Origin of the sequence: Luteibacter sp. (assembly GCF_036500425.1) — a bacterium.
GTDB lineage: Bacteria > Pseudomonadota > Gammaproteobacteria > Xanthomonadales > Rhodanobacteraceae > Luteibacter.
The window spans coordinates 1-21,296 of sequence record NZ_DASYCB010000066.1 but is presented as its reverse complement, the minus strand read 5'-3'; the positions used below and the strand labels follow the sequence as shown (position 1 = coordinate 21,296).

Here is a 21,296-nt window from a genome sequence, read left to right as displayed (position 1 = left end):
TTGTGCCACAGGCCCGCTGGCGGGCTTCAGGTCGCGGTGCGTGCCTCGCGGACCTCGGCGTTGTGGTGATCCTTGAGCTTTTCCTTGTGCTTCTTCAGCTGGTCAGCCAGCTTGGCGATCATCGCGTCGATCGCTTTGTACATGCCGTCGCCAATCGTGCCGTCCTCCTGGCGGACGATGCCCTCGGCGTGTAGCCGGGTGCCGGAGCAGTGCAGCGTACCTCCGACCTTATGCTCGGCCTTGTCCACGGATAGCACGACGTCGAGGGCGGTGATGTTGTCGAAAAGGCGTTCGAAGCGGCCGATTTGCTGTTCCACGCGCTCGCGCAGGGCAGGGGTGACCTGGATGTGCTGGCCGCTGATCTGGATTTGCATGACGCCTCCTTCTTGCTGAGGGTGCCGCCGCTGGGGCGGCAAGAGGGGAGTGGCGGGCGCCGCTCCTGAATCTGTAAACGTGGGACCGTGATCCTCCGCTGGGGTTCCGTGTGGGTGCCTAGCTGGCGCGCACGCGTTCACTGGAACTGGGGATGCGCATCGCTTCCCGGTACTTGGCCACCGTACGTCGGGCGACCTGAATGCCGCGTCGATGGAATTCCTCCGCCAGGGCCTGGTCGGACAGCGGGCGACGCGGATCCTCCGCCGTGATCAGCTTGCGCAGCATGGCCTGGATGGCCGTTGCGGACGCGCTGCCGCCGTCTTCCGTGGCCACGCCGCTCGAGAAGAAATGCTTGAGCTCGAAGGTACCGCGCGGCGTGTGCATGTACTTGCGCGTGGTCACCCTGGAAATGGTCGATTCGTGCATGCCGACTTCCTCGGCCACCTCACGCAGCACCAGGGGGTGCATGGCCTCGGGGCCGTAATCAAGGAAGGCGCTCTGCCGGCGGACGATGACCTCGGCCACCTTGGTCAGGGTCTCGGCGCGCGATTGCAGGCTCTTCAGGAGCCAGCGGGCCTCCTGGAGCTGGCCTTTCATCCACGTCGCATCGTCGCCGCGGGCACGGGCGATCAGGTTGCAGTAGTGCTGGTTCAGCCCGAGCCGGGGCTGGGCATCCGGATTCAGGCTGACCCGCCAGCGGCCGTTCTCACGGCGGGCGTAAACGTCGGGGGCCACGTACTCCACCGGGGTGGCGTCGAGGGCGGCGCCGGGGCGCGGATCCAGGCTGCGGATGAGCGAAGCCGCCACGGCGACATCGGCTTCCGCTGCTTTCAGGCGCCGGGCGATCTTGCCGGTGTCGTTACGTGCCAGCAGTTCGATTTCGTCGGTGACGATGCGGATGGCCAACTGGCGATGCGGCGTGTCTTCTGAGAACTGGCTCAGCTGGCACAACAGGCAATCGCGCAGGTCCAGGCTGGCGATACCCGTGGGATCGAACCGTTGGACGCGCTTGCGCACGGCTTCGATCTCGTCAAGGCCGGCGGGGAATTCGCGTAGGGCGCTCTGCACCGCCTCGATACCATCGCGCAGGTAACCATCTTCATCCAGGGCATGGATGATCGCCTCGGCGATCGCGTGGTCGCGCTGGGTGAACTGGGAGAGGTTGAGCTGCCACTCAAGGTGCTGCTGGAGGCTTTCCGGCGCGGCGTTCTGGGGTTCGAAGCCTTCTTCGTCGCCACCGCCGTTACGCGAGGGCGCGCCAGCGTAATCGCCGGCCTCACCATGGAAACGATCGTCGTCCCACTCGGGGGCCAGGTCTTCGGAGGGGGAGGCGGTGGACTCCTCCTCCCGGGTGGCCTTGGCCGGCTGCTCGTCGCGGGCCCGGAACTCCATGGCCTCGTCGAAGCTGGCATCCTCATCGGCCCCTTCCGCTTCGGACTCGGCGTCCTCCGCGAACTCGAGCAGCGGGTTGCTTTCCGCTATCTGGCGGAGTTCGGCCTCAAGCTCCAGCTGCGACAACTGAAGCAGGCGAATAGCCTGCTGGAGCTGTGGCGTCAGCGTGAGCTGCTGATGCAGGCGAAACTGAAGTCCGGGTTTCATTACCTTCGCAAGATCGGGTTACGAACCCATCGTAACCCTTCGCGGCCCCGCTAAACCAGCCATCCCCCGGATAGGCCCACTGGCCGATTACGCGTACCGATACGACCTGCAGGAGCGCGCTTGCGCGCGATGGGTGCTTGCCGCAAGCCCTATCGCGCGCAAGCGCGCTCCTACAGCTCAGGCTTAGATCCGGAATTCACGGCCCAGATACACCTCGCGGACCTTTTCGTCCGCCAGGATGTGCTGGGGGGTGCCGCGCGCCAGGACTTCGCCGTCGTTGAGGATGTAAGCGCGGTCGCAGATACCCAGGGTCTCACGCACGTTGTGATCGGTGATCAGCACGCCGATGCCGCGTTCCTTGAGGTGGCGGACGATGCGCTGGATTTCGCCGACGGAAATGGGGTCGACGCCGGCGAACGGCTCGTCCAGGAGCATGTAACGCGGGCGTGCGGCCAGGGCGCGCGCGATCTCCACGCGGCGACGCTCGCCGCCGGAAAGGCTGATGCCTTTCTGTTCGGCGATGTGCGAAATCTTCAGCTCATCGAGCAGGCTTTCGAGTTCATCCTCACGCTGTTTCTGCGTCATGTTTTCACGCAGTTCCAGTACGGCGAGGATGTTGTCGGAGACGCTAAGCCGCCGGAATACCGAGGCTTCCTGCGGCAGGTAACCGATGCCAAGTTTCGCGCGCGCGTGCATGGGCAGGTCGGTGATGTCCTGCTGGTCGAGCTTGATCTGGCCGGCATCGGCCTGGATCAGGCCGACCACCATATAGAAGCAGGTGGTCTTGCCAGCGCCATTGGGGCCAAGCAGGCCGACCACTTCACCTTCGCGGATCGAAAAGGCGAAATCGCGGACCACCTGGCGGGCGCGGAATCGCTTCTGCAGGCCTTGGGCTGAAAGCATCGGGTCAGGGCTTCTTCTTGGTATCGGGCGCGGCGGCCGGCTTGGCCGGGGCCGTCGTATCCGCTGGCGCAGCCGGTTTGGCCGCGGGAGCGGCGCCGGGCTGGGTCTTCGGCTGGAAGGTCATGTGCACGGTGGCTTCGCCGTTGCTTTCGCCGGTCATCGTGCTGTCGTTGGTGTTGTAGGTGAGCTTGTCGCCATCGGCCGTGCCCTTGGTGGGCTGGTCGATATGGGCCGCGCCGGTGAGGATCGCGATGCCCGTATCGTTGTGGTAATCGATGTTCTTGGCGTGGCCGTGCATCCAGTTGCCATCGTCATCCTGCTGCTGCACGGTCGCCGGGCCACCATCGATCACCGCGCGCGTGACCTGGTTCTGGTCATCGAAGTACACCGTGGCCTTGGCCCCGGTCACCTTGAGCGTGCCCTGGGTGATGACGACATTGGTCGTGTACACCGCGATGCCCTGTGGCTGCTGGCGGCCATCGAAGCTCTTGGAAACGACGTCCATGACCTGCTGGCGGTCGGACTGTTTGGCCATGGCCGGCATGGCGGCAGCGAGCAGTGCCACCCCGCAGGCCGCGAGCAGTGCCTTAGCGCTTACGTGGCAGGTACGTGGTGTGGACAGCATCGAGGAGCTCCAGGTGCTTGGTGTCGAGGTTGGCGCGCATGCCTACGCCGTTCATTGTAGAGGTTCCCTGAACGATCCGGGCCGCCTCGGCGGTCTCCAGCCGGTTCTCCTTGGGCCACGCCGTGACCTCGGAGGTATCGATACTGGCCGGCGGGTTCGTCTCAAAGGCGATGCGGTCCATGTGCACCAGGCCTTGTAGCTTCAGCAGGGTGCCGTCCTTGTTCACCCAGCCGTACTGGGAGTGGCCCGTCCAGGGCGGCACGTTGGTTTCCTTCGTGGAAGGCAGCACGAATTTGGGGGCGTTGATGTACAGCGATTCGTCGCCCTCACGGCGCTCCAGGTGGGGCGCGATGAGCTTGAAGGCCGGCTGGCCTTCCTCGTTGTACGAATCCAGGTTGAAGTTGGTCAGCACATAGCCTGAGCGCGGCGGGCCGATGAAATCCTCGACCTTCTTCTCCGGTGCTACCCAGTAATAAAGCAGCACGCTGGCCCCCAGCACGAGGGCCAGGATGCCTGCGACGCCGGCGGCGCTGCGATCCTTAAGCAGGTTTAGTGCGCTCACAGCCAGCGGTCCCGCTCGGCTTCCGCCTTGCCTTGCACGGCCAGGATCATGTCGGCTACTTCGCGCGCGGCGCCATATCCACCGCCGAGGCGGGTCTGCCAGTGGGCGCGTTCGGCCACCCAGGGGTGGGCGTTGGCGACGGCCACGGCCAGGCCGCTGATGCCCATGGCGGGCAGGTCGGGCAGGTCGTCACCGACGAAGGCAGCCTGCGCTGGCTCCAGGTGTAGCGCCTCGAGCAGGGCGTTCAGGGTAGCGCGCTTGTCCTTCTGCCCCTGGTATACGTGGCGGATGCCGAGCTCCTCGGCGCGCAGCGATACAGGGTGGCTGATCCGCGCGGTGATGATCGCCACGTGGATGCCGTTTTCCTGGAGCCGCTTCAGGCCCAGGCCGTCATGGACATGAAAAACCTTGGTTTCGCGGCCGTCCTCGGCGTACCAGAGCCGCCCGTCGGTCAGCGTGCCATCCACATCGAACACGACCACGCGGATGCGTGCGGCGCGTTCGGCGACGTCGGCGGGAATCTCGGTGTAATGCGTATAGGCCATGGCGTGAAGGATACAGGGGCGGTTCCGGCGCGGTGGGGGCGCGCCGTCGGGGCGCGTCAGACGACGCGCGCGCGGAGCAGGTCGTGGATGTTCAGGGCACCCACCACGCGGCCATCGGCATCGGTCACCAGCAGGGCGTGGATCTCATGCTTTTCCATCAGCTGGGCGGCCTCGACGGCCAGCTTGTCCGAGCCGATGGTCTTGGGCCCCCGGGTCATGAGCTGGGCCACGGTAGCGCCGCGGAGGTCCACGCCGTCGTCATCCAGCGCGCGGCGGAGGTCGCCATCGGTGAACACGCCAACCAGGCGCCCATCGGCGTCGATCACCGCGGTCATGCCCAGGTGCTTGCGGGTCATCTCTACCAGCGCCTCGCTGAGCGTGGCGTCGATCCCGACGCGAGGCACATCATCGCCGCTATGCATCACGTCGCCGATGTGCAGCAGGAGGCGACGGCCGAGGCTGCCGGCCGGGTGCGAGCGGGCGAAGTCATCCGAGGTGAAGCCGCGGGCATCCAGCAGGGCCACGGCCAGGGCGTCGCCCAGGACCAGGGCTGCCGTGGTGCTTGCGGTCGGGGCCAGCCCGTGCGGGCAGGCCTCGGAGGCCACGTTGCCATCGATGTGCACCTCGGCCTGGCTGGCCAGCGAGGATTTCGGGTTGCCGGTGATCGCGATCAGCGGGATGCCCTGGCGCTTGATGGCCGGGAGGATGAACAGCAGTTCGTCGGTTTCACCCGAGTAAGAGATGGCCAGCACGATATCCGAAGGTTGGATCATCCCCAGGTCGCCATGGCTGGCCTCGCCCGGGTGGACAAAAAACGAAGGGGTCCCGGTCGAGGCGAGGGTGGCGGCGATCTTCCGCGCGATATGCCCGGATTTGCCCATGCCGGAGACGACGACCCGGCCCTTGCACTCCAGGATCATCTGGCAGGCGCGGACAAATGAGGCATCGACGCGAGGTTCCAGCGCCCGGATAGCGGCCGCTTCGGTGGCGATGACGGTGCGCGCGCTGCGCACGACGGTATCGGCGTTCACGAGCGTCGGGCGGGTGGGCGGAGCGGTGCGGGCGTTCATTCGGCCTTGGGTCCGGGCTGTGGGCTGTCCCTGGGCAACCCGGAATGTCCATTTCTGCGACACCGGATTTCCATTACCATTACATATTCTCATTTTATCGTCGCTGCCATCGAGCAGTGGTTCAGGGTCCGTTTCGGAACCCCGGCCGCGACGACCCCTTTCCCACGGAGAATCCATGGACGCTGCCCGCATCCAGGCATTGATCGAAGCCGGCCTGCCCGGCGCCCGGGTGGACGTGCGCGGCGACGACGGCGTCCATTTCGAAGCCGAAGTCGTCTCGGCGCAGTTCGCCGGCAAGCTGCCGCTCGCCCGCCACCGACTTGTTTACGCCACCCTTGGCGACCTGATGGGCGGCGCTATCCACGCGCTCGGCCTCAAGACCCTTACCCCGGAAGAAGCTGCCGGCCGCCCCTGATCGCGCCGCAACGCATTCCGCACTTCGAAAGGCATTACGAAACCCATGGCCAAGATCCTTATCAGCGGCGGCCAGCCGCTTCACGGTGAGGTGAGCATCAGCGGCGCGAAGAACGCCGTGCTCCCCATCCTCGCTTCCTGCCTGCTCGCCGATGAGCCGGTGAGCATCGGCAACGTGCCGCACCTGCACGATGTCACCACCTTTATTGAACTGCTTGGCCGCATGGGTGTGCGCGTCGTGCTCGATGACCGCATGAAGATGCACATCGACCCGCGCCCGGAAAACAGCTGCATCGCGCCGTACGAGCTGGTCCGCACCATGCGTGCATCGATCCTGGTGCTCGGCCCGCTGGTCGCCCGCTATGGCAAGGCCGAAGTGTCGCTGCCGGGCGGTTGCGCCATTGGCTCGCGCCCAGTCGACCAGCACATCCGTGGCTTGCAGGCGCTTGGCGCCGAGATCACCGTCGAGAACGGCTTCATCAAGGCGAAGGCCGGCCGCCTGAAGGGCGCTCGCATCGTCATGGATATGGTCACCGTCACCGGTACCGAGAACATCCTGATGGCAGCGACGCTCGCCTCGGGCACCACGATCATCGAGAACGCTGCGCAGGAGCCGGAAGTGGTCGACCTTGCGCATTGCCTGATGGCGATGGGCGCGAAGATCGATGGCGTCGGCACCTCCACGCTGATCGTGGAGGGTGTTGAGCGCCTGCACGGTGCGCATTACGAAGTGCTCCCGGATCGCATCGAAACCGGCACCTTCCTCGTCGGTGCCGCGATGACCGGCGGCAAGGTGCGTGCGCGTGGCGCCCGCGCCGATACGCTGGATGCGGTGCTGCAGAAGCTGGAAGAAGCGGGCGCGCACATCAGTTCGGGCAAGGACTGGATCGAGCTCGACATGCAGGGTCGCCGTCCTAAGGCGGTGAACCTCGTGACCGCCCCGTACCCGGCGTTCCCCACCGATATGCAGGCGCAGTTCACCGCGTTGAACTGCGTGGCCGAAGGCGTGGGCGTGATCACCGAGACGGTGTTCGAGAACCGCTTCATGCACGCGCTGGAACTGCAGCGCCTGGGTGCGGATATCCGCCTGGAAGGCAACACCGCGATCATCACCGGGGTGCCGAAGATGAGCGGCGCCCCGATCATGGCGACCGACCTGCGTGCCTCCGCCTGCCTGGTTCTCGCCGGCCTGGTCGCCGAAGGCGATACCACGGTCGACCGCGTGTACCACATCGATCGCGGCTACGAGAACATCGAAGAAAAGCTCGGCGTGCTAGGCGCCCGCATCCGCCGCCTGCCTGGCTGATCTGTAGGAGTGCGCTTGCGCGCGATGGGTGCTTGCCGCACCCTTGATCGCGCGCAAGCGCGCTCCTGCAGGGTTATGAAAAACCCGCCTTCGTGGCGGTTTTTTTTCGGCTTACTTACCTTCGAACTTTACGAGTTCGAGGGTCAGGTCGCCGCCGTCTTTCTGCGCCAGCTTCACCGGCACCGGGTACTTCGCGGGCACATACCACGCATTGAAGCCACGATCCTGGTCGGTGCGGTCTACGCGCACCGCATTGAACGAGCCAGCGGGTACGGTGATCTTCTCGTTCGCCGCGACCTTGAACGTCTGCGTCTCGATCGCCTGCTTCACGCCGACCGGGAAGGTGGCTTCTTTCGCGCCACCGTGCAGCGCCACGCCCAGCGCAAGCGGCACGGTATTGCGATCGATCATGCCGGGTTGCAGCGGGTACGAGAACGACTTGTTGTTGTCCTGGACCTGCACGGTGTTGCCGTTGACCGTCAGCGTACGGCTCTTCGGCTTGAACGCTTGCAGGTCGTATTTGTACGACACCGCTTGCGGTACCTTGCCGACCCACGTGAACTGCGAGACTTCCGAGCTACTCGCGCCGATGGCGGCGGCGAGGCCCGAGGTACCCACCACCTTGTTGCTGTATTCGAACTGGCCATTGCCCGCCGCCTTCAGCGTGAGCGTGGCATTGCCGAGCGGCGAGCCACCCTGCGAGACGTTGTACGTGGCGGTAAAGGACTGCGGCACATCCGCGGCGAACGCGGCGGCAGGCAGGGCGAGGGCCAGGCCAAGGCCGGCGCGGAGGAGGGTGGTCTTCATGCTGCCGAGTTTAAACCCAGTGCCTGAATGTGGAATCACCGGGCTACCCCGCACGCTGGCTTCTGCTCCCTGTAGGAGCGCGCTTGCGCGCGATGGGTCATGCCGCGAGCACCGATCGCGCGTAAGCGCGCTCCTACAGGTCTGCGGTGGTCAGGGGGGTGGTCAGGGGGGCGCCATCGAAGGTGGGCTGGCCCTGCCAGCGCAGGCGGCCGGCGGCGATGGCGCGGACGACGGCGGGGAGGAGTTGGTGCTCTTCGACCAACAGGCGTGTCGCCAGGGTTTCTTCGGTATCGCCGGGGCCGACGCTGATGCGTGCCTGTGCCACCACCGGGCCACCATCAAGCTCGGCGGTGACGAAATGCACGCTGGCGCCGTGTTCGGTATCGCCCGCCTCAAGGCAGCGGCGGTGCGTATGCAGGCCCTGGTACTTCGGCAGCAGCGAGGGGTGGATGTTGATCGCGCGGCCCTCCCATGCCTCGACGACCGACGCATCGATGATGCGCATGTAGCCGGCGAGCACGAGCAGGTCGGGCCTGGCGTCGGCCAGGGCACCGAAGAGCGCGCGGTCGAAAGCCACTCGGTCGGGATAATCCTTCGGGCTCATCGCCACGGTCGGAATGCCCGCATCGCGGGCGATCTGCAAGGCGCCGGCCTTCGCCTTATCACTACCGACCAGTACGAACTCGACGGGTAGGCGCGCGGCGATCAGCGCGGCAAGATTGCTGCCGCGCCCGGAAGCGAGCGCGGCGACGCGCAGGGGACGATCCACGAAATATCTCAGGCGATGTGGACGCGCTCGTCGCCGCTGGCGGCGACGACCGAACCGATCACCCAGGTATCCAGGCCATGGGCCGCCAGGGCGGCCTTGGCGGCCTCGACCTGGCTCTTGTCCAGCAATACGGTGAAGCCGATGCCGCAATTGAACGTGCGCCACATTTCTTCACGGGCCACGTTGCCCTCGCGCTGCAGCCACTGGAACACGGGCGGCAGTTCCCACGACGAGGCATCGATCGACAAGCCGAGGCCGTCCGGCACGACGCGAATAATGTTTTCCTTCAGGCCGCCACCGGTGATGTGGGCCATGCCGTGCACGTCCACCTTGCCGATCAGCTCGAGAATCGGCTTCACGTAAAGCGTGGTCGGCGCCATCAGGGCATCAACCAGCTTCACGCCACCAACGTCGGTATCCAGCGGCGAGCCGGCGCGTTCAAGGATGCGGCGGATCAGCGAATAGCCGTTCGAGTGCGGACCCGACGAAGCCACACCGAGGATCACATCGCCCGCCACGATCTTCGAGCCGTCATTCATCGCGGACTTTTCGACGGCCGCGACGGTAAAGCCTGCCAGGTCGTATTCGCCCGGCGCGTACATGTCCGGCATTTCCGCAGTCTCGCCGCCGATCAGGGCGCAGCCCGCCAGTTCGCAGCCCTTGGCGATGCCGCTGACTACCGAGGCGGCGGTATCGACGTCGAGCTTACCGGTGGCGAAATAATCGAGGAAGAACAGCGGCTCGGCGCCCTGGACCAGCACGTCGTTCACGCACATGCCGACCAGGTCGATACCGATGGTGTCGTGGCGGCCGAGGGTGTGGGCCAGCTTGAGCTTGGTGCCTACGCCATCCGTGCCCGAGACCAGCACCGGTTCCTTATAACGACCGGAAAGGTCGAAAAGGCCGCCAAAGCCACCCAGCCCGCCCATGACCTCGGGGCGGAAGGTGCGCTTGACCATCGGCTTGATGCGCTCGACGAGGGCATTGCCGGCATCGATATCGACGCCTGCGTCGCGGTAGGTAAGGGAGCCCTGGTCGGAGGACATACGCGGTTCCGGCACTGATTGGAAACGCGCAATGATAGCAGCAAGCAGGCCGCCAGACCGGGCCTGCACGCGCTCTGGATGGACGCCATGCCAAGGTTTGGGCAGACTTCCCGCCTTCTCAGTAGCGATGCCATAACCATGCGCACAGCCCGTTCCCTCGTCCTACTGATGCTTTTGCTGCTGGCGGCCATCGGGCCGGCCATGGCCCAGACCGCCATGTATTCGGTCTCCGTACCCGTGCCTGACACCAGCGCGGCGGTCCGCGATGATGCCTTCGGTAATGGCCTCACCCAGGTCCTTGCCCGCGCCACGAATGGCGCGGACCCGCGTACCAAGCCGGGTTACGCGGAAGCGATGAAGCAGCCGGGCGGCCTGGTCCAGCAGTATCAGTACCAGCGCACGGGCGGCGCCAACGGTGCCCCGCTGGCCCTGGTGATCACCTTTGACCCGGGCGCGATCCGCCGGGTGCTGGCCGTGGGTGACGCGGCGGCTGCGGCACCGAAGCCCCCCGTGCTGGTTATCGCCCACGATGGCACGGGCAAGACCCTGAACATGCAGGACCTGGCGCCCCTGGCCCAGATGGCGGATGCCCGCGGTTATCAGATCGTGACCCCCAAGGCCGATACCCCGGTCGACGCCAAGGCCCTTGCCGCCGGCGATACCTCAGCCGTGGCCGGCGTGGCTCGCCAGTACAACACCGCTACCGTCCTGGTCGGCACGGTCCGCGACGATGGCACCGAGTGGACCCTGGTGAACGCCGGTCGCGTATCCAGCTGGCAAGATAGCGGCGAGGCCCGCGCCGCCCTGCTCAGCAATGGCGCCAACGCCATGGCTGACAAGCTCGATCGTTCCTTCGCCGCCAATGCGGGCGGCAGCACGAGCGGCAAGGTGTGGGTCTCGGGTCTGCGCTCGGCCACGGATTACGCCGGCCTGCTGGCGATCTTCCAGAATGACCCGTCGGTGAAGTCGATCACGCCGGTCAGCGCGACATCCGATGGCGTGCTGTTCAACGTCAATGCCGGTGCCCCGCTAGCCCGCCTGGTCGCCGGTTATGCAGCGGGTGGCCATGTCCTTGGGGCGGATGCCCATGATGGCGCCGACCTCGCCGTGCGCTGGGTGCCCTGACGCATGACCAACGATAATTCGCGCCGTTGGCAGATGCTGGCGCTGATCGGCGTCATCATCTTCGTGATCTGGCTGCTGGCGCCGGTGCTCATGCCGTTCGCCCTGGCCGCCATGCTGGCCTACCTGGGCGACCCGCTGGCCGATCGCCTGCAGCGCCTCGGCATGGGTCGCGCATGGGCGGTGAGCATTGTGTTCACCGTGATCACCATCATCTTAGTCGGCATCCTGCTATTGCTGGTGCCGCTGATCCAGCGTCAGGTCAGCAACCTGATCGACAACCTGCCGCATTACGTGGAATGGGCACGCAGCGTTGCCTTGCCGTGGGTGCAGCAGCGCCTGCATCTTGAGCCGGATACGTTCGATCCAGATAAGGTGTTGGCGACGATCCGTGAGCACATCGGCTCGATCGGCAGCATTGCCGCGCGCACGCTGGCACGAGTCACCCAATCGGGCATGGGCATCATCACGTGGATGACGAATGCCGTGCTGATCCCGGTGGTCGCCTTCTATTTGCTGCGCGACTGGGACACGATGATCGCGCACATCCAGCGCCTTATCCCGCGGTCGGTCGAGCCGACTATCGTGCGCCTGTCGCGCGAGTCGGACCAGGTGCTCGGCGCCTTCGTCCGCGGCCAGCTGCTGGTGATGCTGGCGCTCGGTGTCTTCTACGGCCTGGCACTCACCCTGGTCGGCGTTTCCATTGGCCCGCTGATCGGCATGGTCGCCGGCTTGCTCAGCTTTGTACCGTACCTTGGCTTCATGATCGGCTTCATCGCCGCGCTGGTGGCCGCACTGGTGCAGTACGGTGACTGGACCCATGTGCTGCTCGTGGTCGGCGTATTCACCGTGGGCCAGTTGCTCGAAGGTTACGTGCTGGTGCCGCGCCTGGTCGGCGGCAAGATCGGCCTGCACCCGGTGGCGGTGATCTTCGCCGTGCTGGCCGGTGGCCATCTGTTTGGCTTCCTGGGCGTGCTGCTGGCGCTGCCCGCCGCCTCGGTCGTGGTGGTCCTCCTGCGCTACGTGTTCGCGCGCTATCGCGAGAGCAACCTCTACAAGGCGCCGGCGGCCACGCCCGAGGCGGAAGTGCTCGATGTGGACGTGGATGTCGACGTGAAAGTAGATAGCCACCCGGCCACGCCACGGATACCCGGCAACACGCCATGAGTACGCAGCTACCCCTCGCGTTGCGCTGGCCACGCCGCCAGCGTTTCGAACATTTCCACGCGGGCGAGAACGCCGTGGCGCTGGAGGCCGTGCGCGCGGCCGCCGTGGATGCCACCGCGCCCTGGGTCTTCGTAGCAGGGCCGCTCGGCAGTGGCCGTACGCACCTGCTGGTGGCGGCCTGCCAGGCGGCGATCGATGCGGGGCGTAGTGCCCAATACCTGCCCCTCGCTGGCTTGCACGGTACCCGTGCGGCGGCGATTCGTGGCATGGCGGGGAGTGATGTCCTCGCGATCGACGACCTCGATTCGATTGCAGGTGATCCGGATAGCGAACATGCCTTGTTCGACACGTTCAACAGCTACAAGGCCGATGGCTGCACGCTGTTGTTCGCGGCGAACGTAGCGCCTGCGGCGCTCGACATCGCGCTGCCCGACTTGCGCTCTCGGCTGGGTTCGCTGACCCAGGCGGTGCTGAAACCGTTGAGTGATGCAGAGCGCCGGCAGGCGCTGCGTGATCATGCGGCAGACCGTGCCATCGAACTCGATGACACCGTGCTTGACTGGTTGTTCGCGCATCACGCGCGTGACCTCGGCGCGCTACTCGATCTGCTCGACACGCTTGACCGCGCGACGCTGGCTGCCCAGCGTCGCGTGACCGTGCCGTTCCTCAAGAACCTGCTAAAGCCCGATTAAGCGCTGACACCGAGCAGACGCGGCGTAGCGTTCGCACCGATGATCGTCGTCATCGCGGCGGCGACCTTGTGGTTGCCGGCGACGATGTTGCCGCTCTCCGGCAGGCCTTCGCGGCCGCTGAAATCGTTGTAGACGCCACCGGCTTCGCGCACCAGCAGGGCGCCTGCGGCCATGTCCCAAGGCTGCAGGCCCGGCTCGAAATAACCATCAAGGCGGCCAGCGGCAACGTAGGCCAGGTCAAGCGCCGCCGAACCCATGCGGCGGATGTCTTCCGCTTCCTGGAGCAAGGCCTGGGTGATGGCCAGCTGCGATTCCAGGTGATTGCGCACGCGGTAGGGGTAGCCCGTACCCAGCATGGCGCCGCTGAGGTTATCGCGGCGACCCACGCGGATGCGGCGATCGTTGAGGTAGGCGCCATCGCCCTTGCTGGCGGTGAACAGCTCATCGCGCAGGGGATCGAAGACCACGCCGTACACCGGCTCGCCCTTGTCGAGCAGCGCGATGGAGACGGAGAAGTGCGGGATGCCGCGCAGGTAATTGTGCGTACCATCGAGCGGATCGATGACCCAGACCAGCGGACCCTTGCCGACCTGGCCGGATTCCTCGCCCACGATCGCGTGGGTGGGGTAGGCACGGCGCAGTTCCTTGACGATCTCGGCTTCGGCGAGGCGGTCGACCTCGGAGGCGAAGTCCATCCGCTGCTTTTCGACGACCGCGAGGCCCTCGATGCGGTTCATGTAGCGCAGGATGATGTTTCCTGCGGAGCGCGCGGCGCGCGCCGCGACGTTGACGGCGGGTCTTGGCATGGGGATCGACTTGTCAAAAGAACAGGGGAGGCGGTCGAAAGCCGCATCGGTCGGGCAGTTTAGCACCGGCTGCCCGCTCGCCCAAGTCGATGGCCGGTGTAGACTTTCCGGTCCTGAGTCACCCAGCCGGCGCCCATGGCCTCCACGCCCTACGACCACTTTCGCTTCGTCCTCGTCCGTACCTCGCATTCGGGCAACATCGGTTCGGCCGCCCGCGCCATCCGCACCATGGGCTTCGATCGCCTGACCCTGGTGGCCCCGAACCGCTTCCCGGACCCCGAGGCCACGGCGCTGGCGGCCGGCGCGGACGATGTGCTGGGAGAGGCCGTGGTGGTCGATGACCTCGTGGGCGGCCTGGCCGGCACCACCTTCGCGCTCGGCCTTTCGGCCCGCCGTCGCGGCGTGAATATCCCGGAACTGGACCCGCGCGAGGGGGCGGCCCAGGCCATTGCCGCCGCCCGCCGGGGTGAGCAGGTCGCGTTGGTATTCGGCAATGAACGCACCGGGCTGGAGAACGATGAGCTTTCGCGCTGCCATGCCATGGTGCGAATCCCGAGTGTCGACGACTTCAGCTCACTCAACCTTTCCCAGGCGGTCCAGGTCGTGGCCTACGAGATCCGTACGGCCCTGCTGGCCGGCGAGGTAGCGCCGGCAGTGGGGGCGGGCGACGTCGACCCGGACGAGGTCCCGGCCGACGCCGAGCAGGTGGAGCGCTTCTTCACCCACCTGGGCGAAACCCTGGATGACATCGAATTCCATAAGGGCCGCTCACCCGTCACCATCATGCTCAAGCTGCGCAAGCTGTTCCTGCGCGCTCGCCCGGAACTGCGCGAGCTACGCATCCTCCACGGCATCCTGGCCGATGCCCAGCGCATGGCCCAGCTCGCCCACAAAGATCGCGACTGAATCCCCCGATCGCGCCCGACCCGTAGGAGCGCGCTTGCGCGCGATGGGTGCTCGCGGCAAGGCCCATCGCGCGCAAACGCACTCCTACAAGGCGTGTCGTCAGTACAAGTCGCGAAAGAACTTCAACAGTGCATGGCTGAAGGTGGCTGACAACACCACCATGGCGATCGTCGTGACCCATATGGCCAGCAACAGCACGCCATCGCGCTCGACCAGGGCGAAGGCGAAGGCGATCAGCATCCCGCCGAACAGGTAATTCGTGAACGGGATCGGCAGCGCCAGCAGGATGCCGATCAGGACCATGATCGCCCCGGACACGAAGGTGAACGGGCGCCGGGTCAGTGCCTGGATCCGCGGTTTGCAGACCTTTTCCAGGCGCCGGATGATCGGCGAAATACGGTCCAGGAAACGCAGCAACCCCTCGCGCGACATCGTCCGCCGCTTGAGGAATCCCGGAATCCACGGGTGCTCCAGGCCCAGCAAGACTTCGAGGCCAAGCGCCACCACGAGCACCCCCATGACCCCACCGATGCCTAGCGGGACGGGGATGAAGTTCGGGATGGCCAGCAGGAGCAGCAGGAAGCCGAAGGCCCTGCGCTTAAGCGGCTCGAGCAATTGTTCGACCGTGATCCGTTCGCCCGGCGTTGCCATGGCGGCCGCCCGGAGCAGGGCGGCGGTTTTCTCTTCGCGGGGTTCATGGGTGGTCATGCGGCGAGCGTCGCCAGATCGCCTTGAACCGGGGATGAGTGGCGCCTAGGCTTCGGTCGGCTCATCGGCGGGGACCACGCTGACCAGCACCTTGTCGATGCGCGCGCCATCCATGTCGACCACTTCGAAGCGATGTTCCTGCCAGCGGAAGGACTCGCCTGCATGCGGGATGTGCCCGAACGCCGTGGTAACCATGCCGGCGACGGTACGGAAGTCGTGCTCTTCCTCGTTGGGCAGGCGGTCCAGCTGTAGCAGCTCGCGCAGGTCGTCGGCCGGTAGCGAACCGTCGACCAGCCAGCTGCCGTCGTCGCGGCGGATGATCGGGCCATCCTGGGCGGTGTTGTCGGCGGCAGGTGCCGTAGCGCCCACGACCGCCGAGAGCAGGTCATTGAGCGTGACCAGGCCCTCGATATCGCCATACTCGTCCACCGCCAGGGCGAGCTGGGTATCCGCATCGCGGAACGCCTCCAGCAGATCCAGGGCCCGTGCGGTGGCGGGCACAAACAACGGGCGCGCGACATGGGCGAACAGATCCATTTCGCCGCTTTCCAGCGAGCGGATCAGCGATTTGACCTCGACCGTGCCGATCACCTCGCTCTCGTCGCGGCGGTACACCGGGTAGCGCGAGAACGGCGTCTGCCGGAGCACCTCGAGGTTGTCCTCGCGGGGTGCGGCGATATCCAGCCATGCGATCTTCATCCGCGGCGTCATCACCGAACCGACCGCGCGGTCGCCCAGGCGCAGCACGCGGTTCACCATGTTGCGCTCGTCACTGTCCAGGATGCCCTGCTCGGCGCTTTCGGCGACGAGCAGGCGGATTTCCTCTTCGGTAGCCGCACTCGCGCCGCGCCGGTGTAACTGCAGCACGCGGAGGATGCCGGTGGAAACATGGTTCAACAGCCACACCAGGGGCAGGGTGATCCGCGAGATCACCAGCATCGGCACGGCGATCTGGCTGGCGATCTTCTCCGGGGCGGTCAGGGCGGCGCGCTTGGGCACCAGTTCGCCCACGATGATCTGGATCAGGGACATCAACAGGAAGCCCGCCACCCAGCCGACGACCTGCATATAGGGTTCCAGCCAGGCTGGGCCATCGCCATGGATCAGCTCGGCAAAATGCTCGCCCAGCTTGTCGCCAGCGACCGCACCCGTGACCAGGATAATCAGGGTCATGCCGACCTGGACGGTCGAGAGGAACCGCTCCGGGGCTTCGGCCAGTTGCAGGGCCACCCGGGCCCGCCGGCTATCCCGGGCCATGTGCTTCAGGCGGCTCTTGCGCGAGGCCACGACGGACATCTCGGACAAGGCGAAGAACGCGTTGCCGAGGGACAGGACAAGGACCAGCAGGAGTTCGGTGAGCATGTGCAGGGCTATATACCAGACACGGCCGGTAAGGTCTTCCCAGCCAGATGCACCAAGGGCGGTGCGAGGTCCGGTAACATAAGCGTCATATTCCCCGATGATCTCCAGGCATCCCCATGTTTTCACTCCAAACCATGTTCGGTAAGGGCGACAAGTTCTACGGCCTCCTTGAAGAGAGTGCCGAAGCCGCCCGCGAAAGCGCGAAAGCCATGCATGAGCTGGTGACCCGCGCCGACCGCTCGCCGGTCATGGCCGCGTTCACCACGACCCGCGCCCGCGAAAAGGCCTTACACGCCCAGATTGGCGAGGAGCTGGTTAACACCTTCGTGACCGCCTTGGATCGCGAGGACATCGAGGCGCTGAACTCGGCGCTCTACAAAATCCCAAAGACGATCGAGAAATTCGCCGAACGCTACGTTATCGTCGCCGAACGCCTCCAGGGCGTCGATTTCGGCCAGCGCGCGGTGCTGCTCGAGCAGTCGGCGGGTGTCGTGGTCGACATGATCGCCCAGCTCCGCCAGGGCCTGAAGATCGGCCCGGTGAAGAAGCTGCGCGACCAGCTCCATGCGCTGGAGGCCGAGGCCGACCGCCTGCTGCTCGATCCCTACCGCACGCTCTACGCCGAGGGCTCCGATCCGTTGCGCGCCATCCTGACCAAGGACTTGTTCGAGCTGATCGAGAAGGCCGTGGACAAGTGCCGTGACGTCGGCAACATCGTCTACGCCATCGTCCTCAAGAACTCCTGAGGGCGGGCGTCCCATGAGCATGCTCATCGCGGTCATCCTGATCGCCCTTGCCTTCACGTACATCAACGGCTTTCACGATACGGCGAACTCGATCGCCACCGTGGTCGCCACCAAGGTCCTCACGCCAGGGCAGGCGGTCTTGCTGGCGGCGGTCACCAACCTTGCCGGCGCGCTCTGGGGTACGGCCGTGGCGGCCACGATCGCCTCCGGCCTTATCGATTCCGGTGTGGTCGATGTCGGCTCGCAGCTGCTCATCAGCGCGTTGCTTGGTGCCACTATCTGGAACCTGATCACCTGGTGGCTGGGTCTTCCGTCGAGCTCGAGCCACGCCCTGGTCGGCGGTCTCGTCGGTGCCGCCCTTGCGGCGTCGCAGGAGAACATCCACTCGATCATCTGGTGGCAGGGCGGCGCACATTGGTGGATGGGCAAGGGCGTCGTACCCAAGGTCATCGTGCCGATGATCGTGTCGCCGTTCCTCGGCTTCGTCATCGGCTTTGTACTGATGGGGGCGCTTTATGCGCTGTTGGGCTGGTTTTCCAGCCAAAAGGGTTACCTGCACCGGTTCGGCCGCACGCCGTTCGTGAACAGCTTCTTTGGCAAGGCGCAGATCGTCTCGGCCAGCGCCATGGGTCTGTCGCACGGTATGAACGATGCGCAGAAGAGCATGGGCATCATCGCTCTGGCGCTGGCGGGCGCCACGGCGGCGGGTCAGTTCGACCACCTGCCGGCCTTCCTTTCGTTCCTGCGTATTGCGCACGACCCGGCCGCGCCCGGCGGCTTCCCGATCCCGGTGTGGGTGAAGGTGGTCTGCGCCCTGACCATGGCCGGCGGCACCGCGGGTGGTGGCTGGCGGATCATCCGGACGCTGGGCCACAAGATGGTGAAGCTGCACCCGATCAACGGCTTTGCCGCCGAGGGCAGCTCGGCCGCGGTGATCCTTACCGCGTCGGTGCTGGGTATCCCGGTCTCGACGACGCATAACGTGTCGGCATCGATCATGGGTGTCGGCGCAGCCAAGCGCTTTAATGCGATCCGCTGGTCGGTGGTGGAGCGCATGGTCTGGGCATGGATCCTCACGCTGCCGATCACCGCTGCGCTGGGCTATGCGCTGGTGAAGCTGGGCCACTTGTTTTAAGTGGTTCCTTCGCTGGCGCTGAGTGGGTCTTCATCGAGCCCATACCCTACAGCGCGTCAGCCTCGCCGTTGACGACCTGCTCGAGCTGGTCGCCCGTAGCGCCGAGCTCTTCGATCAGGCGGGCCAGTTCGCGCTCATCCAGATAGTCGTACGGCCGGTTCTCGCACAAGTGCAGGAAAGGCGAGCCATCCAGGTCCGCCTCGGCCAGGTAGCCGGTGCGCTGCTCCCAGTTGAAACGCAGGCAACGCCGCGCATCCACCCCCGAAAGCGGGCCAATCGGCGTCGAAAGCCGCAGGAAGCGCAGGCCCTCGCTATCTTCCAGCTCGGCCAGGTAGATGCCCTGGTGCCGGCCGTCCGGCAGCTCCAGGTCGAAGCTGATGAGGTACGGCTCGTTCTGGCGCAGCTTGTGGATGCCGCCGATGTGGGAGCGGATCGCCTCGAAGTGACGCATGGTCTTGCCCTGGACTCGATCATGGACCCCGGATGGTACGCTCGTCGTGTTTCGTTTGGCGTGCACGAATCCACCATGGCTGAAGAATTAGACGACGATGAAACCCGCGCATTGCGGGCGCAGCGGATCATCGAGGCGGTTGCCGCGATCCCGCGTGGCCGTGTGGCCAGTTACGGTGCCATCGCCGCGCGCGCGGGCTATCCGGGCCGCGCTCGCCTGATCGGCCGGGTGCTGGGCGACGCGCCCAACCGCCTGGACCTGCCCTGGCACCGGGTGCTGCGGGCCGACGGCAAGATCGGCATCCCGGTGGGCACCCAGGGTTACCGCGAGCAGTGCAAGCGGCTCAAGGCCGAGGGCGTGACGGTGAAGGACGGCCGCGTCCCCATGAGCGCGTTTGGGCTCGACCATGACCTGGACCGCGCCATCTGGGGTTTCGCCGGCGGCTAGCGGAAGGTGACCTCGACGACCTGCCAGCGTACGGTCGAATCCCGGTCGCGCGCGTAGGCGAACAGCGGCACCCCGGCCAGCGTGCCTGCCGACAGCTGGCGAGTCGTCGCGCCCCTGCCGCTGCCACCGGCAGGCAGCAGGCCTCCCCCGACGACGCGCGTGGGCTCCCTGATCGTGCCGGCGAACGAAATGACCCCTCCGTCATCCGCCCATACCGGCATGGCGGCGATGGTCAGAAGAGGCAGGGCGATGAATGCGTAGCGCATGATGGATTCCCCTTGGGTGCGCCGGAAAAAGCCGGCGGCTGGCGGGCACTTAGCCCGGATCCATTACGCTCCTGTGACAGCCCTCGGAACAAGCGCTGACGGCTGAATGCGGTGTAGGCCTACGCTGATTCGGGTGTCGCGCCGTTCAGGCTACGGGGCCCGGTTTGTTAGCATGGGCGCATGCAGTCTTCCGCCTCCGACATTCTTCATTCCGTTTTTGGATATCCCGCTTTCCGCGGCCAGCAGCAGGCCATCGTCGAAGAGGTTGCCGCCGGCCGTGACGCGCTCGTGCTCATGCCTACGGGCGGCGGTAAATCGTTGTGCTTCCAGATCCCGGCGCTCATGCGTTACGGCACCGGCATCGTCGTGTCGCCGCTCATCGCACTGATGCAGGATCAGGTCGATGCGCTGATTGAAGCGGGCGTCAGGGCGCGCTACCTCAACTCCAGCCTCGACGCGCTCGCCCAGCGGGAGGTCGAAGACCAGCTGCTGGCCGGCGATATCGATATGCTCTACGTCGCGCCCGAACGCCTGCTGAGTCCGCGTTTCCTCGCGCTGCTCGATCGCATCCCCATCGCGTTGTTCGCGATCGACGAAGCGCATTGCGTCTCGCAGTGGGGTCACGATTTCCGCCCGGAGTACCGCGAGCTCACGCTCCTGCACGAGCGCTTTCCGGAGGTGCCACGCATCGCGTTGACGGCCACCGCTGATGAGCGCACGCGGGAAGAAATCGTCGAGCGGCTGCGCCTGGGCGAGGCACGCCGCTTCGTCTCCAGCTTCGATCGCCCGAATATCCGCTACCGCGTGGCACCTCGCGACAACGCGCGCCGCCAGTTGCTCGATCTGCTCGATGCCCACCGTGGCGATGCGGGCATCGTCTACTGCCTCAGCCGGCGCAAGGTGGATGAAACCGCAGCCTGGCTTGCCGAGGCCGGGGTCGATGCGTTGCCTTACCACGCCGGCCTCGACGCGGAAAAGCGCCAGCGCCATCAGCAACGTTTTCTCCGTGAGGATGGCATCGTCATGGTGGCCACCGTCGCGTTCGGCATGGGCATCGACAAGCCCGACGTGCGCTTTGTCGCCCATCTCGATCTTCCCAAGAGCATCGAGGCCTATTACCAGGAGACCGGACGCGCGGGCCGCGACGGCAAGCCGTCGAGTGCCTGGATGACGTATGGTCTCTCCGACATCGTGCAGCAGCGCCGCATGATCGACGAATCCAACGGATCGGACGCCTATAAGCGGGTCTCGATCGGCAAGCTCGACGCGCTGGTCGCGCTGGCGGAGACGGCTTCCTGCCGGCGGCGGCGCCTGCTCGCTTATTTCGGCGAGACCATCAACGCCGTCAAATGCGGCAATTGCGACAACTGCCTGTCGCCGCCGCTGGTGCGCGACGGCAAGGTGATCGCCCAAAAACTGTTGTCCTGCGCCTATCGCACCGGACAACGCTTTGGCGCCATGCATCTG

25 protein-coding genes are annotated in these 21,296 nt (G+C 65.8%); 10 read left to right on the top strand and 15 right to left on the bottom strand.

Annotated features, from left to right (window positions below; genetic code table 11):
* Window positions 1-26: 26 nt before the first annotated feature.
* The 7 genes from hpf to VGN46_RS16310 all read right to left on the bottom strand — a co-directional run bounded on the left by hpf (window position 27) and on the right by VGN46_RS16310 (window position 5,679).
* Window positions 27-374: a ribosome hibernation-promoting factor, HPF/YfiA family gene (gene hpf, locus VGN46_RS16340; protein ID WP_331645120.1), complete on the bottom strand. Its 348-nt coding sequence runs from the start codon at window positions 372-374 to the stop codon at window positions 27-29.
* Between the two features lie 118 nt (window positions 375-492).
* On the bottom strand, window positions 493-1,974 hold the full coding sequence (locus VGN46_RS16335) for an RNA polymerase factor sigma-54 (protein ID WP_331645117.1): 1,482 nt from the start codon (window positions 1,972-1,974) through the stop codon (window positions 493-495).
* 183 nt (window positions 1,975-2,157) lie between these two features.
* Window positions 2,158-2,877: an LPS export ABC transporter ATP-binding protein gene (lptB, locus tag VGN46_RS16330; RefSeq protein WP_331645115.1), complete on the bottom strand. Its 720-nt coding sequence runs from the start codon at window positions 2,875-2,877 to the stop codon at window positions 2,158-2,160.
* A gap of 4 nt (window positions 2,878-2,881) precedes the next feature.
* Complete coding sequence (gene lptA, locus VGN46_RS16325; RefSeq protein ID WP_331645112.1) at window positions 2,882-3,502, bottom strand: lipopolysaccharide transport periplasmic protein LptA; 621 nt, start codon at window positions 3,500-3,502, stop codon at window positions 2,882-2,884.
* Window positions 3,465-4,064: an LPS export ABC transporter periplasmic protein LptC gene (lptC, locus tag VGN46_RS16320; RefSeq protein WP_331645110.1), complete on the bottom strand. Its 600-nt coding sequence runs from the start codon at window positions 4,062-4,064 to the stop codon at window positions 3,465-3,467. The genes lptA and lptC overlap by 38 nt, the downstream gene beginning before the upstream one ends.
* Complete coding sequence (locus tag VGN46_RS16315) at window positions 4,061-4,609, bottom strand: HAD-IIIA family hydrolase (protein WP_331645108.1); 549 nt, start codon at window positions 4,607-4,609, stop codon at window positions 4,061-4,063. The genes lptC and VGN46_RS16315 overlap by 4 nt, the downstream gene beginning before the upstream one ends.
* Before the next feature lie 56 nt (window positions 4,610-4,665).
* On the bottom strand, window positions 4,666-5,679 hold the full coding sequence (locus tag VGN46_RS16310; RefSeq protein WP_331645106.1) for a KpsF/GutQ family sugar-phosphate isomerase: 1,014 nt from the start codon (window positions 5,677-5,679) through the stop codon (window positions 4,666-4,668).
* A 175-nt stretch (window positions 5,680-5,854) separates the two neighbouring features.
* Here VGN46_RS16310 and VGN46_RS16305 point away from each other — a divergent pair, with 175 nt between their 5' ends.
* Both VGN46_RS16305 and murA read left to right on the top strand, forming a co-directional pair.
* Window positions 5,855-6,094, top strand: coding sequence for a BolA family protein (locus tag VGN46_RS16305; protein ID WP_331645104.1), 240 nt, complete (start codon window positions 5,855-5,857; stop codon window positions 6,092-6,094).
* A 45-nt stretch (window positions 6,095-6,139) separates the two neighbouring features.
* Window positions 6,140-7,399: a UDP-N-acetylglucosamine 1-carboxyvinyltransferase gene (murA, locus tag VGN46_RS16300; RefSeq protein ID WP_331645102.1), complete on the top strand. Its 1,260-nt coding sequence runs from the start codon at window positions 6,140-6,142 to the stop codon at window positions 7,397-7,399.
* 111 nt (window positions 7,400-7,510) lie between these two features.
* Here the strand turns inward: murA and VGN46_RS16295 are convergent, their stop codons facing one another.
* The 3 genes from VGN46_RS16295 to purM form a co-directional block, all read right to left on the bottom strand.
* Window positions 7,511-8,206 carry a DUF3108 domain-containing protein gene (locus VGN46_RS16295; RefSeq protein WP_331645101.1) on the bottom strand — a complete coding sequence of 232 codons (696 nt, stop codon included), beginning with the start codon at window positions 8,204-8,206 and terminating at the stop codon, window positions 7,511-7,513.
* A 133-nt stretch (window positions 8,207-8,339) separates the two neighbouring features.
* Window positions 8,340-8,975 carry a phosphoribosylglycinamide formyltransferase gene (gene purN / locus VGN46_RS16290; RefSeq protein WP_331645099.1) on the bottom strand — a complete coding sequence of 212 codons (636 nt, stop codon included), beginning with the start codon at window positions 8,973-8,975 and terminating at the stop codon, window positions 8,340-8,342.
* 8 nt (window positions 8,976-8,983) lie between these two features.
* Window positions 8,984-10,021: a phosphoribosylformylglycinamidine cyclo-ligase gene (gene purM, locus VGN46_RS16285; protein ID WP_331645097.1), complete on the bottom strand. Its 1,038-nt coding sequence runs from the start codon at window positions 10,019-10,021 to the stop codon at window positions 8,984-8,986.
* A 138-nt stretch (window positions 10,022-10,159) separates the two neighbouring features.
* Between purM and VGN46_RS16280 the strand changes: the two genes are divergently transcribed.
* The 3 genes from VGN46_RS16280 to hda are packed head-to-tail and all read left to right on the top strand — an operon-like array spanning window position 10,160 to window position 13,002.
* Window positions 10,160-11,146 carry a DUF2066 domain-containing protein gene (locus VGN46_RS16280; RefSeq protein ID WP_331645095.1) on the top strand — a complete coding sequence of 329 codons (987 nt, stop codon included), beginning with the start codon at window positions 10,160-10,162 and terminating at the stop codon, window positions 11,144-11,146.
* A gap of 3 nt (window positions 11,147-11,149) precedes the next feature.
* A complete protein-coding gene (locus VGN46_RS16275; protein ID WP_331645093.1) occupies window positions 11,150-12,310 on the top strand; it encodes an AI-2E family transporter in 1,161 nt (386 codons plus the stop codon).
* Entirely contained in the window at window positions 12,307-13,002 is a 696-nt protein-coding gene (gene hda / locus VGN46_RS16270; RefSeq protein ID WP_331645090.1) for a DnaA regulatory inactivator Hda, read from the top strand. Before VGN46_RS16275 ends, hda begins: the two co-directional genes overlap by 4 nt.
* Here hda and VGN46_RS16265 read toward each other — a convergent pair.
* The gene (locus VGN46_RS16265) at window positions 12,999-13,808 is read right to left on the bottom strand and encodes an inositol monophosphatase family protein (RefSeq protein ID WP_331645088.1); all 810 of its coding nucleotides are present in this window, start codon (window positions 13,806-13,808) and stop codon (window positions 12,999-13,001) included. The genes hda and VGN46_RS16265 overlap by 4 nt on opposite strands.
* A gap of 135 nt (window positions 13,809-13,943) precedes the next feature.
* Here VGN46_RS16265 and VGN46_RS16260 point away from each other — a divergent pair, with 135 nt between their 5' ends.
* Entirely contained in the window at window positions 13,944-14,714 is a 771-nt protein-coding gene (locus VGN46_RS16260; protein ID WP_331645086.1) for an RNA methyltransferase, read from the top strand.
* Between the two features lie 99 nt (window positions 14,715-14,813).
* Here VGN46_RS16260 and VGN46_RS16255 read toward each other — a convergent pair whose 3' ends face one another.
* Both VGN46_RS16255 and VGN46_RS16250 read right to left on the bottom strand, forming a co-directional pair.
* Window positions 14,814-15,422: an exopolysaccharide biosynthesis protein gene (locus tag VGN46_RS16255; RefSeq protein ID WP_331645084.1), complete on the bottom strand. Its 609-nt coding sequence runs from the start codon at window positions 15,420-15,422 to the stop codon at window positions 14,814-14,816.
* 45 nt (window positions 15,423-15,467) lie between these two features.
* The gene (locus VGN46_RS16250) at window positions 15,468-16,784 is read right to left on the bottom strand and encodes a hemolysin family protein (RefSeq protein WP_331645083.1); all 1,317 of its coding nucleotides are present in this window, start codon (window positions 16,782-16,784) and stop codon (window positions 15,468-15,470) included.
* Window positions 16,785-16,900: 116 nt separating this feature from the next.
* On the opposite strand from VGN46_RS16250, the gene VGN46_RS16245 reads away from it, so the two are divergent.
* Both VGN46_RS16245 and VGN46_RS16240 read left to right on the top strand, forming a co-directional pair.
* A complete protein-coding gene (locus tag VGN46_RS16245) occupies window positions 16,901-17,530 on the top strand; it encodes a pit accessory protein (protein WP_331645081.1) in 630 nt (209 codons plus the stop codon).
* A 13-nt stretch (window positions 17,531-17,543) separates the two neighbouring features.
* A complete protein-coding gene (locus VGN46_RS16240; protein ID WP_331645079.1) occupies window positions 17,544-18,665 on the top strand; it encodes an inorganic phosphate transporter in 1,122 nt (373 codons plus the stop codon).
* Window positions 18,666-18,711: 46 nt separating this feature from the next.
* Here the strand turns inward: VGN46_RS16240 and VGN46_RS16235 are convergent, their stop codons facing one another.
* Window positions 18,712-19,116 (bottom strand): hypothetical protein, encoded by a 405-nt coding sequence (locus VGN46_RS16235; RefSeq protein ID WP_331645077.1) that lies wholly within the window; start codon window positions 19,114-19,116, stop codon window positions 18,712-18,714.
* A gap of 75 nt (window positions 19,117-19,191) precedes the next feature.
* On the opposite strand from VGN46_RS16235, the gene VGN46_RS16230 reads away from it, so the two are divergent.
* Window positions 19,192-19,563: an MGMT family protein gene (locus VGN46_RS16230; RefSeq protein ID WP_331645075.1), complete on the top strand. Its 372-nt coding sequence runs from the start codon at window positions 19,192-19,194 to the stop codon at window positions 19,561-19,563.
* Here the strand turns inward: VGN46_RS16230 and VGN46_RS16225 are convergent.
* Window positions 19,560-19,829, bottom strand: coding sequence for a hypothetical protein (locus VGN46_RS16225; RefSeq protein ID WP_331645073.1), 270 nt, complete (start codon window positions 19,827-19,829; stop codon window positions 19,560-19,562). The two genes, VGN46_RS16230 and VGN46_RS16225, sit on opposite strands and share 4 nt — an antisense overlap.
* 180 nt (window positions 19,830-20,009) lie before the next feature.
* Between VGN46_RS16225 and recQ the strand changes: the two genes are divergently transcribed.
* Window positions 20,010-21,296, top strand: a 1,287-nt coding sequence (gene recQ / locus VGN46_RS16220) for a DNA helicase RecQ (protein WP_331645071.1), incomplete at its 3' end; no start/stop codon positions are given.

Coding starts and splice junctions, on each gene's coding strand:
- hpf (WP_331645120.1), bottom strand. CDS start 374: ATGCAAATCCAGATCAGCGGCCAGCACATCCAGGTCACCCCTGCCCTG.
- VGN46_RS16335 (WP_331645117.1), bottom strand. CDS start 1,974: ATGAAACCCGGACTTCAGTTTCGCCTGCATCAGCAGCTCACGCTGACG.
- lptB (WP_331645115.1), bottom strand. CDS start 2,877: ATGCTTTCAGCCCAAGGCCTGCAGAAGCGATTCCGCGCCCGCCAGGTG.
- lptA (WP_331645112.1), bottom strand. CDS start 3,502: ATGCTGTCCACACCACGTACCTGCCACGTAAGCGCTAAGGCACTGCTC.
- VGN46_RS16315 (WP_331645108.1), bottom strand. CDS start 4,609: ATGGCCTATACGCATTACACCGAGATTCCCGCCGACGTCGCCGAACGC.
- VGN46_RS16310 (WP_331645106.1), bottom strand. CDS start 5,679: ATGAACGCCCGCACCGCTCCGCCCACCCGCCCGACGCTCGTGAACGCC.
- VGN46_RS16305 (WP_331645104.1), top strand. CDS start 5,855: ATGGACGCTGCCCGCATCCAGGCATTGATCGAAGCCGGCCTGCCCGGC.
- murA (WP_331645102.1), top strand. CDS start 6,140: ATGGCCAAGATCCTTATCAGCGGCGGCCAGCCGCTTCACGGTGAGGTG.
- VGN46_RS16295 (WP_331645101.1), bottom strand. CDS start 8,206: ATGAAGACCACCCTCCTCCGCGCCGGCCTTGGCCTGGCCCTCGCCCTG.
- purM (WP_331645097.1), bottom strand. CDS start 10,021: ATGTCCTCCGACCAGGGCTCCCTTACCTACCGCGACGCAGGCGTCGAT.
- VGN46_RS16280 (WP_331645095.1), top strand. CDS start 10,160: ATGCGCACAGCCCGTTCCCTCGTCCTACTGATGCTTTTGCTGCTGGCG.
- VGN46_RS16275 (WP_331645093.1), top strand. CDS start 11,150: ATGACCAACGATAATTCGCGCCGTTGGCAGATGCTGGCGCTGATCGGC.
- hda (WP_331645090.1), top strand. CDS start 12,307: ATGAGTACGCAGCTACCCCTCGCGTTGCGCTGGCCACGCCGCCAGCGT.
- VGN46_RS16265 (WP_331645088.1), bottom strand. CDS start 13,808: ATGCCAAGACCCGCCGTCAACGTCGCGGCGCGCGCCGCGCGCTCCGCA.
- VGN46_RS16260 (WP_331645086.1), top strand. CDS start 13,944: ATGGCCTCCACGCCCTACGACCACTTTCGCTTCGTCCTCGTCCGTACC.
- VGN46_RS16255 (WP_331645084.1), bottom strand. CDS start 15,422: ATGACCACCCATGAACCCCGCGAAGAGAAAACCGCCGCCCTGCTCCGG.
- VGN46_RS16250 (WP_331645083.1), bottom strand. CDS start 16,784: ATGCTCACCGAACTCCTGCTGGTCCTTGTCCTGTCCCTCGGCAACGCG.
- VGN46_RS16245 (WP_331645081.1), top strand. CDS start 16,901: ATGTTTTCACTCCAAACCATGTTCGGTAAGGGCGACAAGTTCTACGGC.
- VGN46_RS16240 (WP_331645079.1), top strand. CDS start 17,544: ATGAGCATGCTCATCGCGGTCATCCTGATCGCCCTTGCCTTCACGTAC.
- VGN46_RS16235 (WP_331645077.1), bottom strand. CDS start 19,116: ATGCGTCACTTCGAGGCGATCCGCTCCCACATCGGCGGCATCCACAAG.
- VGN46_RS16230 (WP_331645075.1), top strand. CDS start 19,192: ATGGCTGAAGAATTAGACGACGATGAAACCCGCGCATTGCGGGCGCAG.
- VGN46_RS16225 (WP_331645073.1), bottom strand. CDS start 19,829: ATGCGCTACGCATTCATCGCCCTGCCTCTTCTGACCATCGCCGCCATG.